The 18,278-nt window shown below is 54.3% G+C and carries 18 protein-coding genes and 3 tRNA genes; all 21 read left to right on the top strand.

What is annotated here, in order from left to right; all coding sequences use genetic code 11:
- The first annotated feature begins 35 nt into the window (after window positions 1-35).
- The 21 genes from rplS (at window position 36) to HF320_RS04630 (ending at window position 18,228) form a co-directional block, all read left to right on the top strand.
- Window positions 36-377, top strand: coding sequence for a 50S ribosomal protein L19 (rplS, locus tag HF320_RS04530; protein ID WP_169277238.1), 342 nt, complete (start codon window positions 36-38; stop codon window positions 375-377).
- Window positions 378-455: 78 nt separating this feature from the next.
- Window positions 456-1,244: a ribonuclease HII gene (gene rnhB, locus HF320_RS04535; RefSeq protein WP_169277239.1), complete on the top strand. Its 789-nt coding sequence runs from the start codon at window positions 456-458 to the stop codon at window positions 1,242-1,244.
- A 173-nt stretch (window positions 1,245-1,417) separates the two neighbouring features.
- A complete protein-coding gene (locus HF320_RS04540) occupies window positions 1,418-1,906 on the top strand; it encodes a YraN family protein (RefSeq protein ID WP_169277240.1) in 489 nt (162 codons plus the stop codon).
- Window positions 1,903-3,420 (top strand): YifB family Mg chelatase-like AAA ATPase, encoded by a 1,518-nt coding sequence (locus tag HF320_RS04545; protein ID WP_169277241.1) that lies wholly within the window; start codon window positions 1,903-1,905, stop codon window positions 3,418-3,420. The genes HF320_RS04540 and HF320_RS04545 overlap by 4 nt, the downstream gene beginning before the upstream one ends.
- A 1-nt stretch (window position 3,421) precedes the next feature.
- Complete coding sequence (locus HF320_RS04550) at window positions 3,422-4,348, top strand: DNA-processing protein DprA (RefSeq protein WP_169277440.1); 927 nt, start codon at window positions 3,422-3,424, stop codon at window positions 4,346-4,348.
- 28 nt (window positions 4,349-4,376) lie between these two features.
- Window positions 4,377-5,711: a methylenetetrahydrofolate--tRNA-(uracil(54)-C(5))-methyltransferase (FADH(2)-oxidizing) TrmFO gene (gene trmFO / locus HF320_RS04555; RefSeq protein ID WP_169277242.1), complete on the top strand. Its 1,335-nt coding sequence runs from the start codon at window positions 4,377-4,379 to the stop codon at window positions 5,709-5,711.
- Entirely contained in the window at window positions 5,692-6,603 is a 912-nt protein-coding gene (locus HF320_RS04560) for a tyrosine recombinase XerC (protein ID WP_211158947.1), read from the top strand. Before trmFO ends, HF320_RS04560 begins: the two co-directional genes overlap by 20 nt.
- Window positions 6,604-6,817: 214 nt before the next feature.
- Window positions 6,818-7,576, top strand: coding sequence for a 30S ribosomal protein S2 (rpsB, locus tag HF320_RS04565; RefSeq protein WP_022387418.1), 759 nt, complete (start codon window positions 6,818-6,820; stop codon window positions 7,574-7,576).
- Between the two features lie 42 nt (window positions 7,577-7,618).
- Window positions 7,619-8,494, top strand: coding sequence for a translation elongation factor Ts (gene tsf, locus HF320_RS04570; protein WP_169277243.1), 876 nt, complete (start codon window positions 7,619-7,621; stop codon window positions 8,492-8,494).
- 117 nt (window positions 8,495-8,611) lie between these two features.
- Window positions 8,612-9,334 (top strand): UMP kinase, encoded by a 723-nt coding sequence (gene pyrH, locus HF320_RS04575; protein WP_169277244.1) that lies wholly within the window; start codon window positions 8,612-8,614, stop codon window positions 9,332-9,334.
- Between the two features lie 2 nt (window positions 9,335-9,336).
- The gene (gene frr / locus HF320_RS04580; RefSeq protein ID WP_169277245.1) at window positions 9,337-9,870 is read left to right on the top strand and encodes a ribosome recycling factor; all 534 of its coding nucleotides are present in this window, start codon (window positions 9,337-9,339) and stop codon (window positions 9,868-9,870) included.
- A gap of 2 nt (window positions 9,871-9,872) precedes the next feature.
- The gene (uppS, locus tag HF320_RS04585) at window positions 9,873-10,664 is read left to right on the top strand and encodes an undecaprenyl pyrophosphate synthase (protein WP_248276602.1); all 792 of its coding nucleotides are present in this window, start codon (window positions 9,873-9,875) and stop codon (window positions 10,662-10,664) included.
- A gap of 27 nt (window positions 10,665-10,691) precedes the next feature.
- Complete coding sequence (locus tag HF320_RS04590) at window positions 10,692-11,570, top strand: phosphatidate cytidylyltransferase (RefSeq protein WP_169277246.1); 879 nt, start codon at window positions 10,692-10,694, stop codon at window positions 11,568-11,570.
- 5 nt (window positions 11,571-11,575) lie between these two features.
- On the top strand, window positions 11,576-12,757 hold the full coding sequence (gene dxr, locus HF320_RS04595; protein ID WP_169277443.1) for a 1-deoxy-D-xylulose-5-phosphate reductoisomerase: 1,182 nt from the start codon (window positions 11,576-11,578) through the stop codon (window positions 12,755-12,757).
- A 14-nt stretch (window positions 12,758-12,771) separates the two neighbouring features.
- Window positions 12,772-14,136, top strand: coding sequence for a M50 family metallopeptidase (locus HF320_RS04600; protein ID WP_169277247.1), 1,365 nt, complete (start codon window positions 12,772-12,774; stop codon window positions 14,134-14,136).
- Window positions 14,137-14,145: 9 nt separating this feature from the next.
- A complete protein-coding gene (ispG, locus tag HF320_RS04605) occupies window positions 14,146-15,210 on the top strand; it encodes a flavodoxin-dependent (E)-4-hydroxy-3-methylbut-2-enyl-diphosphate synthase (protein ID WP_169277248.1) in 1,065 nt (354 codons plus the stop codon).
- A gap of 76 nt (window positions 15,211-15,286) precedes the next feature.
- Entirely contained in the window at window positions 15,287-17,005 is a 1,719-nt protein-coding gene (locus tag HF320_RS04610; protein WP_169277444.1) for a proline--tRNA ligase, read from the top strand.
- A 13-nt stretch (window positions 17,006-17,018) separates the two neighbouring features.
- Entirely contained in the window at window positions 17,019-17,708 is a 690-nt protein-coding gene (locus tag HF320_RS04615; protein WP_169277249.1) for a Bax inhibitor-1 family protein, read from the top strand.
- Between the two features lie 80 nt (window positions 17,709-17,788).
- Window positions 17,789-17,864 (top strand) — tRNA-Ala (locus HF320_RS04620).
- Window positions 17,865-17,910: 46 nt separating this feature from the next.
- Window positions 17,911-17,986, top strand: a tRNA-Ile gene (locus HF320_RS04625).
- 167 nt (window positions 17,987-18,153) lie between these two features.
- Window positions 18,154-18,228: transfer RNA gene (locus HF320_RS04630), tRNA-Val, on the top strand.
- Window positions 18,229-18,278 lie beyond the last annotated feature (50 nt).

Raw genomic sequence — 18,278 nt, forward strand, 5'->3', positions numbered from 1 at the left:
CGTGTGCGGCACCTCTAGAAGAGTAAGGAAATAACATGGACTACATTCGCGCAATTGAGCGCCAGCAGATCCGCGAGGACATTCCTCAGGTTCGCGTCGCCGACAACGTCAAGGTGCACTACCGCATTAAGGAAGGCGATCGCGAGCGCATCCAGGTCTTCCAGGGCGACGTTATTCGCATGAGCGGTGCCGGTGCTCGCGAGACCTTCACCGTCCGCAAGATCTCCTTTGGCATTGGTGTCGAGCGTACGTTCCCGCTGCACAGCCCCAAGATCGCCAAGCTCGAGGTTGTTCGTCACGGCCGTGTTCGTCGCGCTAAGCTCTACTATCTGCGTGACAAGGTGGGCAAGGCTGCTCGCATTCCCGAGAAGCGCTAAGCACAACTGTGATTCGGTTGTTAATCGCCTGTTAAAGGATCGCCTCCGGGCGGTCCTTTTTTAATGATAGGAAGTCCCATGGCCAATATGACAAGCTCCGCTCCAGCAGCTGTCATCTCCGCAGAGCTCGCTTCTGCTCAAATCGAGGAACTCGCAGCGCTTATCGAGCGCTATCGGGACGATCCGCGCCAGCAGGTTAAAAAAGCCTGCGAGCGCTCTTCTCGTCGTCTTGAAAAAGAACAACGCGAGCAAGAACGCGTTCGTCACATGTATGAACAGATGGTCGAGCTGGGCGGAAACGGCGTCGTGGTTGGTGTTGACGAGGTGGGCAGGGGGTCTGTTGCCGGCCCGCTTACCGTGTGCGCCGTTTGCCTTCCCGCTGAGCCCATCATTTGGGGCATCAATGACAGCAAGCAGCTTACACCGGCGCGTCGTGAGTTATTGGCGGTCAAGATTGCAGATGTTGCCACCGCTGTAGGCATCTGCCATATTGCGCCGGAAGTGATTGATGAGATTGGCATGGCCGCGGCCCTCAGACGCGCTGTTGCTGGAGCTGTTGAGGATACCGGCCTTGCGCCCGACTGCGTCCTGATGGATGGCAACCCTCTTGGAGCGGTTCCCCAAGAGCGAAATGTCGTCCATGGCGATGCGCATGTTGCCTGCATCGCCGCCGCTTCCATCGTGGCCAAAGTGACTCGTGACGAGATGATGGTTGAGCTTGACGCCGAGTACCCGGGATATCACTTTGCGCAATCAAAAGGCTATGCATCGGCAGAGCATATCCAAGCCATCAAAGAGCAGGGTCTGTCGCCTGTACATCGCGTATCGTTTTGTGGCAATTTCTTAGAAACGCAGACTCTTTTCTAGATCATGATTGTGCTCAATTTCCTCTCCGCGCCAGCTTTTGCGCTTTTTACCTGGGCTGTTAGATTTGGGGGAGAATCAGGGGACTTTTGATTAAGCCCCCTGTGAGCTCTTGCGGTTTATTGAGGCGCTTCCTCCATCGATACTTCCTTCAACACAGGAAGGAAGTGATCGGTATGTCTACAACGGATCGGCAAGCTGAGCGGATCGGCAATTCAAGGCGCGTCGCGGAGGAAGCTCTTAAGAGCGGCGATGATTCCCCCGAGTTCATTGAAACGCTTACGCCCAAGGAGCTCGGTTATCTAGGTGAGGCGCTTGCGTGTTCATATCTTGAGGAGCGGGGCCTCGAGGTGGTTGAGAGGCAGTACCGCTGTCGCGAGGGCGAAGCGGATATCATCGCCCACGATCTCGATTCGGATGAAATTGTACTTGTCGAGGTTAAAACAAGACGCGCCTCAAGGTCTTCAGCGATTGATATATATCCTGAGGAAGCCGTTGATGAAAGAAAGCGTCTTCGGTACGCTCGCATCGCCTCATGCTATGTAATGGAACATTACCCAGTTACATCGCTGCGTTTTGACATTATTGCCATTACGCTGCTGAGCGGGGGTGCTGCGCGCATCACTCACGTACAGGATGCATTTGAATGGGACGCCCAGCGATGAGCGGGCGCGAAGTCTATGCGATTCACGCTGCCTGTATTCGCGGAGTCGAAGCATTCCCTGTGACGGTGGAGGTTTCGATGGCGGAGGGTATTCCGGGAATCACGATTGTCGGAATGCCCGACTCAACAGTTTTGGAAGCTCGAAGCAGGATTCGCTGCGCATTGCGTTCAACCAGTTTCGAAATCCCTCGTAAGAGCATTACCGTCAACCTCTCTCCAAGCGATATAAAAAAGACAGGGTCCAGTCTCGACCTGCCTATTGCCGTGGCAATATTGGCCCTTTCAAAGCAAATACCGCGTGAAGGCCTCGAAGGCAGCCTCTTCTTTGGGGAGATTGCACTTGACGGCAGCGTCCTTGCCACCCGAGGAGAAGTGCCCTATCAAATTCTTGCTCGAGAGATGGGTCTAGATCTTGTTGGAGGCGAGATGGGTGAGCCCGTTTCGCTTCCAAACGTCAATCGCTATTACGTTCAAAGCATCAGTGCCTTTCGCGGCGGCAAAGATTCCTGGGCGGCTCTTCGTGTTCAACCTCAATTCAGACAGCGGACACCGGCGGTGTCACTAGATTACGCCGATGTCGTTGGACAGGAAATCGCAAAGCGAGGTATGGTCATCGCCGCTGCAGGCGAGCATGGTTTGATGATGATCGGAACGCCCGGCGCAGGAAAAAGCATGCTTGCGCAACGCCTGTGCGGCATTTTGCCGCCGATTGACGATGCGGAACTTTTAGAAGCGCTCAGCATTCATTCCGTTATCGGTGAGCCGTTGGAAGATTTACTTTGCGGGCGACGGCCATTTCGTCGTCCTCACCACAGTCTTTCTGCAGCAGGCCTTTTGGGCGGCAACCGGCCCGTCCGTCCAGGGGAGGCGAGCCTTGCACATGGTGGAGTGCTGTTTCTCGAAGAGATGGGGGAGTGGCCGTCTCATGTGCTTCAAATGCTCAGGCAGCCTATCGAAGAAGGAGTCGTTCGCATTATCCGCGCAGACGGTTCCTATCTTTTCCCGGCGCGTTTTCAATTGCTTGCTGCAAGCAATCCCTGCCCCTGCGGCTATCTCGGTGATCCAGAAGTCGAATGTCGGTGCACTCCGGCAGCGGTCGAGCGCTATCAAGCGAAGTTATCGGGACCACTCGCCGACCGAATCGATATCTCTATCAGCGTAATGCGTCCTTCTGCAGAGCTTATCGTTCAGGGAAGCGAGGGGATGTCGACTGCAGAGATGCAAGCGCAAGTTCTCGAGGCTAGAGAATTTAGATCTGCACGCATACGCCGCGCATTTCACTCTTTTGCGTCAGATGCCTCCACCTCGGCCGAAGCCTCTATCCGAACGCTCGAATTTGATGAGGATGGACAGAGTACCCTGCTGGCCTATTCAAAGAGAAATCTTTTGACGGCACGAGGAATCGTGCGATTAGCTCGAGTGGCAAGAACGGTCGCCGATCTATCGCATTCTGCATCTGTGACGAGTGAGCATGTTCTGGAGGCCGCCATGTTTCAGGGAAGGGCGCGTGCATAAGATGGAAGCCAACTGTTATGAAATCGAGCGCTTGGACCCACGCTTTCCCCCAAGCATTCTCGAACTACCTAGCCCTCCAAATAAGCTCTATGTTCGTGGCGATATTGAGCTGCTCAATAAGCCTGCGCTCTCAATTATAGGAGCTCGCTCTGCGTCGCCATACGGCCTGGCTATTGCCGAAATCGCCGCGACTATCGCAGCTCAATCAGATATATGTGTTGTATCGGGTGGGGCCAAAGGCTGTGATCAAGCCGCTGGGCGCTCTGCCCTTGCTGCCGGTGGTAAGCATGTTGTTGTCTTGGGGTGTGGCGCGGACGTCGTTTACCCGCGTACTTCCAAGTCGCTCTTCGATCTGACGCTGGCGCAGGGAGGGGCGATTGTCTCGCTCGATCCTTGGGGAACACCGCCTAGAAAATATGCCTTTCCGCGCAGAAATCGAATCATCGCTGCCCTCGGTACCGCTCTGTGTATAACAGAAGCGGGTCTGCCCTCCGGCACGTTTAGTACGGCGGAAACCGCAATTGAACTTGGCCGTGAGATATTTGCCGTCCCCGGCTCAATCTTTTCCCCCGAGTCGCGCGGAACCAACTACCTCATTGCAAATGGCGCTTGCTGTATCGCCGATGAGGATTCACTCGAAATGGCGATCTCGCGCGTGTTTGGAAAGCTGAGGATGTTTAGGGAGGGGGCGCGTGATCCCCTTGAACAGCGCTCGCAGCTCGAGCAGCGCATTTTACATGCTGTAATCGCAAATCCGATGTCCATAAACGAGCTGTCCCTTTTTCTCAACCTTAGCTCTATAGATACGCTGCAGGCTATGAGCAGTTTGACCGTCGACGGATTTGTCGAGCGATTGCTCGATGGACGATTTGCGCCGACCAAAGAATTGCTTCAGGCTTCCTCGGCAATCATGCACAATACAACATGATGAATTGATTAACGGGGGAGTGTCTTTTATGGATCAGATCGTAAGCATTATCGGCGGAGGTCTTGCTGGTTGCGAGTGCGCATGTCAACTTGCCGATCGCGGCGTGCGCGTTCGACTGTACGAAATGAGACCGCACAAGATGTCCGCTGCGCACCATACGGGGCATCTCGCAGAGCTCGTCTGCTCTAATTCCTTGAAGTCACTGCGTGAAGACTCCGCCGCGGGGATGCTGAAGCGCGAGCTCACGCAGATGGGCTCCGTGCTTCTCGAATGCGCCAAAAGCGCATCTGTTCCCGCAGGCGGTGCCTTGGCGGTCGACCGCGACGTCTTTGCATCATGCGTGGAAAAGCAGATCGCTCAGCGCGATCGTATTGAGGTGATTCGTAAGGAGGTTTCGTCTATTCCGGACGGCCCGGTTGTCATCGCGGCGGGTCCGCTGTGTTCTGCCGCGCTTGCCGATGCCATTTCAGACCTTACCGGAAGCGCTCGCCTCTCGTTCTTCGATGCTGCCGCGCCGATTGTCGAAGCCGATTCCCTCGACATGGACATCCTCTTCTCTCAGTCGCGATACGAAGATTCCGATACGGGCGACTACCTCAATGCCCCCTTTTCAAAAGATGAATATGTGGCGTTTATAGAAGCTCTCACATCAGCCGAGCGCGTCATTATGAAAGACTTCGAGACGCGTGACCTATTCCAGGCGTGCCAGCCTGCAGAAGAAGTTGCGCGCAAGGGAATTGACGCGATTCGCTTTGGAGCGATGAAACCAGTTGGCCTTACCGATCCGCGCACAGGCCGTAGGCCATGGGCTGCAGTGCAGCTTCGTGCCGAAAACCGCAACTGCACCGCTTATAACCTCGTGGGTTTTCAGACGAATCTGACATTTCCAGAACAAAAACGCGTGTTTCGCATGATTCCGGGGCTGGAACATGCGGAGTTCTCGCGTTTTGGCGTCATGCATCGCAACACTTTCATCGACAGCCCCCATGTTTTGGACAAGACGATGCGTATACCCGGCACAAAAGTGCGCTTTGCGGGTCAAATCGCGGGAACCGAAGGCTACACCGAGGCAATTGCTTCCGGTTTGCTCGCTGCTCTCAACACCTTTGCAGATCTTTCGTCGCGTGACTATCTCGAGCTTCCCAACACATCCGTGCTTGGCTGCCTGATCGATTATGCAACCGATCCCGCTGTTGAAGATTACCAACCGATGCACGTGAACTTTGGCATCATGCCGCCCCTCGAAGATGGGCGCCGCCGTTCCAAACGCGACCGTTATGCAGCTTATTCCCAGCGGGGTAAGGATGCACTTGAACGAGTGATTCGCGATAGGGGAGACCTTTTTGACCGCAACGCTCTATAGCTATATAGATTCCTTTATCCAATATATTTCTCGCGTCCAAGGCCTGTCGCCTCAAACCGTGCGAGCATATCGGTCGCATCTTGAGGCGTATGCTCGGTGGTGCGAAAAAGAACACGTTGAGGGCCTTAGGGTGTCTGTGGCCGAGCTGAGGGGCTATCTGGGTGACCGTCAGCGCTTGGGAGATGCGCCCCGCACCTTGGCGGCGCACCTCTCGGCCATTCGCTCGCTGTATCGCTGGCTCAATATCGAGGAGATCATCGATAAGGACCCCGCAGCGGCCCTTCAGTCGCCCAAACTTCCCTCAACGCTTCCCATCGTTTTGAGCGCCTCTCAGCTTGATTTGTTATTTGATGCGGTAGACGGTTCTACCCCCGGGGGAGTTCGCGACGGCACCATGCTCGAGCTGCTTATAGCAAGCGGAGCCCGCATCTCGGAGCTAGCGCGCCTTTGCCTCAATGATTTCGATTGCTCTCACAAAGTGCTGCGTTTGCTTGGCAAAGGGTCAAAGGAGCGAATCGTTCCTCTCTACAATAAGGCGTTCGACTCCTTCGACATCTACGTACGCCAGGCTCGTCCGGTCCTACTGGAAAAGGCGCACTGTAGTCAAAGCGATTCGACTCGGCTATTCATCTCTGGCCGCGGTCGCCCCATGGACGCGGCGGCCCTGAGAAGAAGATTTGACTTGCTTGTACGAAAAGCGGGACTTCCCGCCGGCATTACACCGCACACCATGCGCCACACTTATGCGACGGAGCTATTAGAGGGGGGAGCGGATCTACGAAGTGTCCAGGAGCTCTTGGGCCATAGCTCGCTTTCCGCAACGCAGATTTACACACATGTGTCGCCCGAACGCCTTCGCACGGCGATACATCAAGCCCATCCGCGAGCGTGATACGTGTCTGATTCGTGTCGAGCCGATCATTTTATCGGAATCGACCCTTGCGTATTCCCCTCTGCCTGTTATTATTTTGCAGGTTGTGCTTGGCACAGCTCTATTCATTTCACACGCACGGCTACTTGCCTGCCGCGGTGCTCGTCCCTAGGTAGCTCAGGGCCGAGTGGCAGATAAGGTCGACCCCGTGCGGAGGCAAACCAGGAGGTAAAACATGGCTACCAAGATTAATGTCCGCACCCTTCTCGAGGCCGGCTGCCACTTTGGTCATCAGACCCGTCGCTGGAACCCCAAGATGAAGCCGTACATCTTCGGCGAGCGCAGCGGCATCTACATTCTCGACCTCAAGCAGACCATCATGGAGGCCGACTCCGCATACACGTTCATCAAGAACACCTGCGCACATGGCGGCAAGGTTCTCTTTGTCGGCACCAAGAAGCAGGCTCAGGATGCTGTCAAGGCTTCTGCTGAGCGCGCTAACATGCCCTACATCAACCAGCGTTGGCTCGGTGGCATGCTTACCAACTTCGTGACCATCCGCTCCCGTATGAACCGCATGGAGGAGCTCGAGGCCATGATCGAGGATGGCCGCATGGCTGTTCTCCCCAAGAAGGAGCAGGCTGTGCTTGGCAAGGAGCTCGCTAAGCTCCAGGCCAACCTCGGTGGTGCTCGTGATATGAAGGCCCTGCCCCAGGCTCTCTTCGTCATTGATACCAAGCGTGAAGAGAACGCCATCAAGGAGGCCCAGCGCCTGAACATCCCCGTCGTCGCTCTTATCGACACCAACTCCGATCCCGATGTCGTCGATTATGGCGTCCCCTGCAACGACGACGCCATCTCCGCTGTCGCCCTCATGTGCGATCTGTTCGCCGATGCCTGCCTCGCCGGCTCTGGCAAGGAGCAGATCACCGAGGCCGAGATGACGGCTCCTGCAGCCGAGCAGACCGCTGAGCCGGCTGCTGACGCTGAGTAAAACAGTTTCGCGATTGTACCTGGTTCAAGAAAGGACCCAATCATGGCACAGATTACCGCCGCTATGGTCAAGCAGCTCCGCGAGATGACCGACTCTCCCATGATGGAGTGCAAGAAGGCCCTCGTCGAGGCTGATGGCGATATGGACGCCGCTGTTGACGTTCTGCGCAAGAACGGTCTTGCTAAGGCTGCTAAGAAGGCCGGACGTGAGACCAACGAGGGTGCCGTCGCCGCTTTCGTTTCCGAGGATTCCAAGACTGGCGCTCTGCTTGAGCTCTCCTGCGAGACCGACTTTGTTGGTTCGAACGCTAAGTTCACTGGCTTTGCTACCAACGTTGCCGAGGTTGTCGCCACGACTGAGCCTGCCGATCTCGACGCTCTGCTCGCTGCTCCCATGAATGGCGCTACCGTTTCCGAGGAACTCACCGAGATGATTCACGTCATGGGTGAGAACATGAAGATCGCTCGTTTTGCCGCACGCAAGGTTGAGACTGGCGCGCTTTCCACCTACATTCACATGGGTGGCAAGATCGGCGTTATGGTCGAGTTTGCTTTCGAGAAGCCCGAGACCGCTTCTGCTGACGCTTTCAAGACCTTTGCGCATGACGTTGCCCTTCAGGTTGCCGCCGCTGCCCCCATCTGCGCCACCCGTGAGCAGGTCCCGGCAGAGACCGTTGCCCACGAGAAGGAGATTTACATCGCTCAGGCTGCCGAGTCCGGTAAGCCCGAGGCCATCCAGGAGAAGATGGCTGTTGGCCGCCTGGAGAAGTTCTACAAGCAGTGCGTCTTGAACGAGCAGGAGTTCATCAAGGATTCCAACCTCACCATCAAGAAGTATGCAGAGCAGGTTTCCAAGGAGCTCGGCGACACCGTCACCGTTGTCGACTTTGATCGCCTGGTCCGTGGCGAGGCAAACTAGTCTCTCTATTGAGCCTTTATAAAGCAGGCTGTGGGTTTTGCCCATAGCCTGCTTTTTTATGGGCCGCAAGCTCATTCCTGATAGAATGAATCCAAATGAACAAGTAAGGAGGACCTCTTGTCTGATTACCTCTATAAGCGCGTCTTGCTCAAACTCTCGGGTGAAGCTCTGATGGGCAACAACGGCTACGGCATCGACCCTTCCGTCACGGAGCGTCTGGCCATACAGGTCAAGCGTCTTCACGATGACGGTGTCGAGGTTGGCGTCGTGGTGGGAGGCGGCAATATCTTTCGTGGCCTCGCCGGAGCCGCCGGAGGTATGGATCGCGCCCAGGCAGACTATATGGGCATGCTCGCTACCGTAATGAACGCCCTTGCGCTACAGGATGCTTTCGAGCGTGTCGAGTGCCCGTGCCGCGTGATGAGCGCCATTCAGATGAATGAGGTCGCAGAGCCCTATATCCGTCGCCGCGCCATGCGTCATCTCGAGAAAGGCGACGTCGTGATTTTCGCCGCCGGTTCTGGCAATCCGTATTTCACCACCGATACCGCAGCTGCCCTGCGTGCCTGCGAGATCGGCGCCGATTGCCTCATTAAGGCAACTAAAGTCGATGGCATCTACGACAAAGATCCCGTTAAGAATGAAGACGCTGTAAAGTTCGACAAGATCACCTATCATGAGGTTCTTGTGCGCGGCCTTCAGGTTATGGATTCGACGGCTGCTGCCCTGTGCCAGGACAATTGCATGCCGATCATGGTCCTCAATATCGAGGGCGAGAATAATATCCAGCGTGCTCTTGCGGGCGAATCCGTGGGCACCATCGTTTTTCAGGAGGATTAATCATGTCTGACACTCGTGAAAAAATGGACAAGGCCATCGAGGCTCTCAAGCATAATTTCACCAAGGTGCGCACTGGTCGCGCTAACGCTACTATTCTGTCTGATATTACGGTCGATTATTATGGCGTTGCCACTCCGATTACGCAGGTTGCTGCCGTAAAGACCCCCGAGGCCCATATGCTCATGATCGAGCCTTGGGACAAGGCCCTGCTCAATGCTATTGTAAAGGCTATCAGCTCTTCCGATCTGGGCATCACCCCTAACAGTGACGGCAGCGTTGTGCGTCTTCCCTTCCCGGCGCCCACCGAGGAGCGTCGTCGTGAACTCGTCAAAGAGTGCCGCGAAATGGCCGAGCAAGCTCGCGTTGCCGTGCGCAATGTCCGCCGCGACGCAAACAATAAACTTGAGCGCGACGAAGAGCTTTCTGAAGACGATGTTCGTCGCGAACAGGCTAAGATTCAAAAGCTCACCGATGAGTATGTCGCTAAGGTCGAAGAAGTCCTGAAGGCCAAAGAGGCCGAGGTCATGGAGATTTAATCTTGAAATACGACCAGGCTAAATTCGAGGCGTACTTCGCCGACGCTCCCGAAGATATCGATATGGGTCTGCTTGATATGGCGCGCATTCCGCGCCATATCTCCTGCATTATGGACGGAAATGGGCGCTGGGCAACTTCGCGCGGCCTTGCGAGAACCGAGGGGCATAAAGCGGGGATCATTTCGCTTTGCGAGATCATTACTGCATCCGTGCGCCTTGGTGTCGATGTTCTTTCGGCATATGCATTCTCGACCGAAAACTGGAATCGTCCCCAGCATGAGGTCAACGTTCTTATGCACTTATTCGCTAAGACGTTTATCGATGAATTGCCTTTGCTCAAACGCGAGAATGTTCGCGTTGTTTTCTTAGGGGATATCTCTGCACTTCCCAAGAAAACGCGAGATGTGTTTGAGTATGGTTTAGAGGAATGCCGCTCTCACACAGGCATGGTTCTTGCGCTTGCTGTCAACTACGGCGGCCGTGCTGAGATTGTCCGTGCAGCCCGCACGGTTGCCTCGGCTGTAGCTACCGGTGCTCTTGCGGTCGAAGATATCGACGAAGCAACTTTTGCATCAGGCCTCTACACAAGCGATTTGCCCGACCCGGAACTCGTTATTCGTACTTCGGGGGAGATGCGCGTTTCAAACTACCTTTTGTGGCAGATAGCCTATTCCGAGTTTTACATCACCGATACCTATTGGCCGGATTTTGACCGATGGGGGCTTATCCGCGCCATCTTGGGGTACCAACATCGCGATCGTCGATTTGGCGGGCTTAGCAGCGAATCCAAATAACAATGCATTTTCTAGGACGTTTTAATCATGGACCAGAGCTCATATAGCACAACTGATAGCGCTGATACAACAAATGAGAGCCCCTCTCAAAACAAAGGGGGTCTCAGCTCGTTTGCTGTCCGCGCTACTTCCGGTTTAATCTATGCCGGTCTCTTTATCGGTTGCCTATATTTTGGCACCATTCCTACTACAATCTTTGTCTCTGCTATGAGCTGGCTTTGCTGCTTTGAGTTTTTCCGAATGATGAGGCTCGACGGCAAAGTCGCCAATGAATTTATCGGCCTCACGGCATCGATTCTATTTCCTGTTGCCTCCATGTTTGGAAGTCTTTGGGTGACGATGCTCTTTGCCGTACTCGTTCTTGCGCTCGGTCTTTGGTACGTTTATTCTCCCCGTACGCGAATTTCGGACGTTGCAGTTACCGCCTTTGGACCCCTCTACACCGGCTTCATGATGTCTGCGATCGTTTTGCTGCGTGAACAGGTTTCTGGACCGAAAGGCGCTCTTCTCACCATTGGCGTATGCGCTTCTCTATGGGTAAGCGATTCGTTTGCCTATATCGTGGGAAGCCGTTTGGGCAAACATAAAATGGCGCCTAAGATTTCTCCCAAGAAAAGCTGGGAAGGATTTTTTGGCGGCATTGTTGGTTCCATGATTATCTGGGGAATTCTTTGGGCGACGAAGCTCTATGCCTTGAACCTGCCGTTTGCAATGCTGTGCGGTGCCGTTGTTTCCATTCTCGGCGTATTTGGAGACCTCATCGAATCGCGCATTAAGCGCGGCGTGGGCGTAAAGGACTCCGGAAATCTTATCCCCGGTCATGGCGGAATGCTCGATCGCTCCGATTCCCTTATTTTCGGGTGCATCACGGCCTACTTACTCCTTGTCGCCGGGGGAGTATTGTAATGGCGATGCCACGCTCTGCTCAAGATGCCGAACGAAAGCGCATTGCCATACTGGGCTGCACGGGGTCTATCGGACGGCAAACGCTTGATGTTTGCCGGCAGCATGCAGATAAACTCGAAGTTGTAGCACTTTCTGCTCATAGCAACACAAAAGAGCTCGTTGCGGCTGCTCGTGAGTTTGGTGTCAAACGCATAGCCGTAACCGACCCCCAAAGCGTTCACGACCCTATACTTGAAAATCTTCCGCGGGATGCGCGGCTCTATACGGGCGCTCGTTCTGCTGTGGATATCTGCCTTTTCGACGATGTTGACGAGGTCCTCGTTGCAATTGTTGGCGTAGCCGGCCTTTCGGCTAGCGCTGCAGTTTTAGCGTGCGGAAAACAGCTGGCTCTTGCAAACAAAGAATCGCTTGTTGTCGGAGGCGATCTGTTGATGCCCATGGCGCGACCGGGCATGCTGCTTCCCGTCGATTCCGAACACGCTGCGATCTTCCAGTGCTATCAAGGAGAAAATCCCAAGGAAGCACACTGCATCTGGCTTACCTGCTCCGGCGGCCCTTTTTTTGGAAAGAGCCGCTCGGAGCTTTCGCGCGTTACGGTAAAGCAGGCTCTCGCTCATCCGGCATGGAACATGGGCGCTAAGATTTCCATCGATTCCGCAACGCTCATGAATAAGGGCCTTGAGCGAATCGAAGCCCTCCACCTGTTCCATGTCGACATGGACTTCGTCAACGTCGTGATTCACCGCGAAGCAAAAATCCACTCGATGGTCGAATACGTTGACGGTTCGGTTATTGCACACCTTGGTGCGTCCGACATGCGTATTCCCATTCAATATGCGCTCTCATATCCCGCTCGTTGGGAAAGCCCATCGCCGCGCCTCGACTTTAGGCAGCTTTCATCTCTTTCCTTTGGGGAGCCCGACACCGATACATTCAGGTGCCTTAAGCTTGCTGATATTGCGGGCCGTGAAGGTGGAACGCTTCCCTGCGTACTCAATGCCGCAAACGAGGTTGCCGTCGATGCCTTTCTTCACGATCGATGCTCGTTCACCGATATCGATGCCATCGTAGAATATGCGATGGATCAACATGACAACAGCCCTGTGTACTCGCTCGATCAGCTTTCGGATACCGATGCTTGGGCGCGCATCCAAGCACGTTGTGCGCTCGACCGTATTTCACGTTGATAATCGGAGCCTTTATGTCAAATCTCCCGTCATTTATTGCCCCAATTTTTTGGGGCCTGTTACTCCTATCGGTTCTCGTATTTATCCATGAGGGAGGACATTTTCTTGCTGCGCGTGCGTGCGGCGTTAGGGTGAGCGAATTCTTTCTTGGGCTCCCTTGTCGCTTTCGTTTGGCGCACCGCTCGCGTCGCTGCGGAACACTTTTTGGCATCACGCCTCTTCTTTTAGGAGGGTATGCTGCCATCTGCGGCATGGAGCATGACGACTCGCCTTATGCTCCAAGTGTTTTAAGTGAAATCAACCGTTGCGGAAAAGCCTCAATTCAAGAAATTGCCGAGGCCCTCGATATTGATTCTGATGAGGCCCTCAATGCCTGCATCATGCTTATGAGCTGGGGGTCCATTGCTCCAGTTTACGCAGAAGGCGATGGTCGTTCTCGTGCCTATTATCCAGAAACCTATGCCACGGTGTCTCGTGACCGCATGGGCAACACTGTTTTGGACGGAAGGGCATTTGACAAAGATCACGCAACGACCGAGGGAGAACCCTGGTCGGGAGACATCGACGGCCAAGAGCTCTTTAAACAAGAGAAAAGCCGCACCTATGATGGCGTCTCGTTTCCTCGCAGAGCCTTCATTCTTTTAGCGGGTATCCTTGTAAATATCATTGCTGGAATGCTGCTGCTTATGAGCGTTTACTCGCTTATCGGATTCACGGTACCTCAGGATGTCAATCGCATCGGAGAGGTCATCGAAAGCTCTCCTGCGGCAGAGGCGGGGATTGTTGCTGGCGATCGCATCGTGCAAATCGATTCTGTCAACGTGGATACCTGGACAGACCTCGTCACCTGTTTACAGGAACATGAGCAAAACGATTCAAAATCTCCCGTTTCCATCGTTTACGAACATAAGGGGGAGCGGCGTGTGGCCGATGTGACGCTCGACGACGGAAAGCTCGGAATCTATGCTGCTACCGAGCATATCAAGTTCAATATCATCGACTCGGCCCGCCTCTCGCTCGCCTATGTCGCTCAAACCGCAGCCGGTGTCGCTCAGCTTCTGATTCCGACAAAAACAATGCAGGTGCTCGATCAGTCGACGTCGATTGTCGGCATCTCAATCATGTCTGCTCAAGCCGCAGCGGCAGGTCTTGCTACGTTCTTGACGTTTTCCGGCTTGATTTCCCTCTCCCTGGGCTTGATGAACCTACTTCCTATTCCGCCGCTCGATGGTGGAAAACTCGTTATAGAGATTGTTCAGCGCATCAGGCGCAAGGAAGTTTCGGTTCGTGTCCAGACGATTGTCTCCTATGGGGGCATAGCTGTGTTCGCCCTGCTGTTCATCTACATGCTGCGAGCCGATATCCTTCGATTCTTCTAAGGAGCACATATGGCCGATTCTATTCCACGTAACTTGACGCGCCCCGTGCACGTAGGCAACGTCACCATCGGCGGGGGAGCACCCGTCGTTGTTCAGTCCATGACCTGTACCCCTACGGTTGACTTAGGTGCCACCCTGGAACAAGTCACTAAACTCGCCGAGGCGGGGTGCGATATAGTGCGCGTTTCGGTTCCAACCAAAGAGGCGCTGGGGGGCTTTCGCGATATATGTAGAGAGAGTCCCATCCCAATCGTGGCCGACATTCATTTTGATTATCGCCTTGCCCTCGGAGCGCTCGATGCGGGCGCTGCAAAACTGCGAATCAATCCCGGCAATATCGGTTCTTGGGAGAAAGTCGATGCAATTATCGATAAAGCGGGATCGATGGGCGCGGCGATTCGTATCGGCGTAAATGCCGGATCTATCGAAAAAGATCTTTTGGAACGCACCGACCTTACACAAAGCGAAAAACTGGTCTCTTCGGCGATGCGATTCGTCGAGCATTTCGAATCGCGTGGATTCGAAAACATCGTTCTCTCCGCTAAGGCCCACAGCGTGAACACGACGATAGATACCTATCGCAAGCTTTCGCACGAACTGCCTCAGATCCCCCTTCATCTAGGAGTAACGGAGGCGGGCGGTATACGTCAGGGAACTATTAAAAGTTCCATTGCGCTGGGTTCTCTACTTGCCGAAGGCATAGGCGACACCATGCGCGTTTCCCTTACAGCAGATCCCATTGAGGAGGTACCCGTCGCATGGGGTATCCTTTCGGCCCTTGGCTTGCGCCGCCGTGGTCCCGAGATGATTTCGTGTCCTACCTGCGCACGCTGCCAGGTCAAGCTCATCGACATCGCAAACGAAGTCGAACGTCGTCTGTCCTCCTGTGCAAAACCCGTTTCGGTGGCGGTCATGGGATGCGCTGTCAACGGGCCGGGCGAAGCCAGCGATGCCGACGTGGGCGTGGCGTGCGGCAAAGGATGCGCCCTTTTGTTCAAGCAGGGCGAGATTATCCGCAAAATTCCCGAAGATGCCATCGTCGATGAACTATTGAATGAAATCTCTAAGCTGTAATACCCTGTGCGGTATGATTAGTTGTTAACCTAACCTTTTAGTTTGAGGAGTTCCCGTGGCCACCACTAAGCGCGCGATGAAAATGTCCAGGCTTTACGCACCTACGCTCAAGGAAGACCCTGCGGAGGCCGAGCTTGCAAGCCATCGTCTGCTTCTTCGCGCCGGCATGATTCGCAAGGAAGCAGCCGGTCTTTACACCTATCTTCCCCTTGCTTGGCGAGCTATTCGTAAAATCGAGAATATCGTTCGTGACGAGATGGACAGCCATGACGCTCAGGAGCTCATGATGCCTATCATGGTCGACGCTGAGCTCTGGCGTGAAAGTGGTCGAATTGACGCTTACGGAAAGGAGCTCGTGCGCTTTGACGACCGTCATGGCCGTGAGTTCGTCCTTGGACCCACGCACGAGGAGACGATCACTGCGCTTGTCCGTAACGAGCTGCGCAGCTATAAGCAGCTTCCCGTCAACCTCTATCACATTCAAGATAAATTCCGCGATGAGTTCCGCCCCCGCTATGGCCTTATGCGTGGACGCGAATTCATCATGAAGGATGCCTATTCCTTCTCCGCAACGCAAGAAAGCCTGCAGGAGGAATACGACAAGATGAAGGAGGCGTACGCCAATATCTGCGTACGTTGCGGCGTCCACGCCCTTCCCGTCGTTGCCGACTCGGGAGAAATTGGGGGTGATACCTCCGTCGAGTTCATGGCACTCGCCGATGCGGGCGAGGCAAGCCTCGTCTACTGCGATGACTGTGGATTTGCTGCCGATGATGAAGCGGCAACCACTAAGGTCTCTGTCACAGAGGGCCCTGGCAACGGAACGCTCGAGAAGGTCGAGACCCCGGGCCTCGGAACTATCGAAGCTGTTGCCGAGTTCTTTGGCTTCCCTAAAAACGGCACGCGTAAATCTCTTGCTCTTATTGACTCTGAGGGCAAGCCCGTCGTCGCAATCGTCCCCGGTGACCATGAGCTCAATGAATGCAAAGCCGAGCATGTCTTTGGCAAGGGCTATCGCATGATGACCGATGAGGAACTCGAGAAATTTGGTCTTTTCAAGGGCTTTATCGGTCCGGTACATCTCCCCGCGGGCATCAAGCTCGTCTGCGATTCCAGTCTTAAAGAATCCAAGAGCTGGGCTTGTGGCGCCAATGAGATTGATTACCACTTTACGGGTGCATGTCCCGACCGTGACTTCAAGGTGGACGAGTGGGCAGATCTTGTTACCGTTCTCGCTGGCGACCCGTGTCCGCATTGCGGAAAGCCCCTCGCTGCCGCTCGCGGTATCGAGGTTTCTCAGGTGTTCCAACTTGGAACCAAGTATTCCGAGGCTATGGGTGCCACCTTTATGGACGAGGACGGAAAGGAAAAGCCGCTCATCATGGGTTGCTACGGCGTAGGCGTTTCCCGCACGCTTGCGGCCATTGTCGAGCAGCACAATGATGAGAACGGCATTATCTGGCCTGTCTCTGTTGCCCCCTATGAGGTTTCCGTTATCCCTCTTGATCCCAAGAAAGAGGATTGCGCCAAAGCAACCGACAGGCTCGTTCAAGAGCTGCTCGACGCCGGTCTGGACGTCGTTGTCGATGATCGCAATGAGCGTCCCGGGTTCAAATTTGCCGACAACGACCTCATGGGCTTCCCGTATCAGATCGTTATCGGAAAGCGTGGCCTTAAGAACGGCACCTTCGAGCTAAAAGATCGTGCAACGGGGGAGCGCGAGGATATTTCTATCGATGAAGCCGCCACAATTGTGGCAACGCGCGTTCGCGAGGCAAAGCAGGCGCTCTCTTAGTCTGGAGCTAGACATGAACGAGTTTGACGGTATTTCGCCTATTCAAAACAGCGCCATGGAGGGCAAGCCCATCTCCATACGCTTATACAACTTCATCATTGCTGCCTTGATCTTCATTGGTTTTTGCGTCATGGGAGCGGGCTGCTATATCACTCGCGACATTCATTTTCTCATGTATTTGAGTTCGCATGCCTTTTCGGTCATGGGCATCACCTTCCTTGGCACGATTGGTGGCTTGATTTTGATGAGCGCAGCACAGAGTCGGCAAAGTGTTCCTATGTCGCTCGGTGGCTTTATTCTCTTCATTACTACGTTTGGATTTATTTCCTCGATTGGTGTCATGGCAGCCGATTTGCCCGCGATTAACACCGCTTTCACGGCAACAGCGGCCATTACCGTCATTTTCGGAGCACTCGGCGTTCTCTTCCCGCGCTTTTTCGCAAAGATCTCGGGAGTTCTTTGTGGGGCTCTTCTGGCTGTAGTCCTGGTCGAGATCGTTTTGATGTTTATGGGGATCGACCAGACCGCAACCGATTACGTCATCGTGGTACTTTTTGCCTGCTTTATCGGGTGGGACACGTATTGCGCCACGCAAGTACCGCCCACAGTCCCAAATGCCGTACTTATGGCAAGCAACCTATTTGTCGACATCATGAATGTCTTCCTGCGTATCCTGAGCATCATCAATCGATCGAACAATTAGATGCTAGATAATTCGAAAATGGTTAAAAGTTTTTCTTGCATCATTGTCTCGGTTCTCGTATAGTTATTTCCGCACCGATTGGGGGCGTAGCTCAGCTGGGAGAGCGCTTGACTGGCAGTCAAGAGGTCAGGGGTTCGATTCCCCTCGTCTCCACCACTTGCACTTTACAGCCTTTGGGAAACCAAAGGCTGTTTTACTATACGGGCTCTTGGCGCAACGGTTAGCGCAGGGGACTCATAATCCCTGGGTTCTGGGTTCGAATCCCGGAGGGCCCACCAGGAAAACAGCAGGCCGGGCCGTGTGCCCGGCCTTTTGCATATTGAGGGGTCGAGACGCCATGCGTCGCCGCATCTCACTAAAATAGGCTGACTAGATCCAAACTTTTTAAAAAAGTGTTGGACAAAGCGAGCTGTCATGGTATTATCAATTTCGCTGAAAAGCACACGGGCGATTGGCTCAGGGGTAGAGCATATCCTTCACACGGATGGGGTCACAAGTTCGAATCTTGTATCGCCCACCATCGAAACCTAAGGTCAGGACGCAAGTCCTGGCCTTTTTTCTTTTGCGCCA

Origin of the sequence: Collinsella acetigenes (genome assembly GCF_012844445.1) — a bacterium.
GTDB lineage: Bacteria > Actinomycetota > Coriobacteriia > Coriobacteriales > Coriobacteriaceae > Collinsella > Collinsella acetigenes.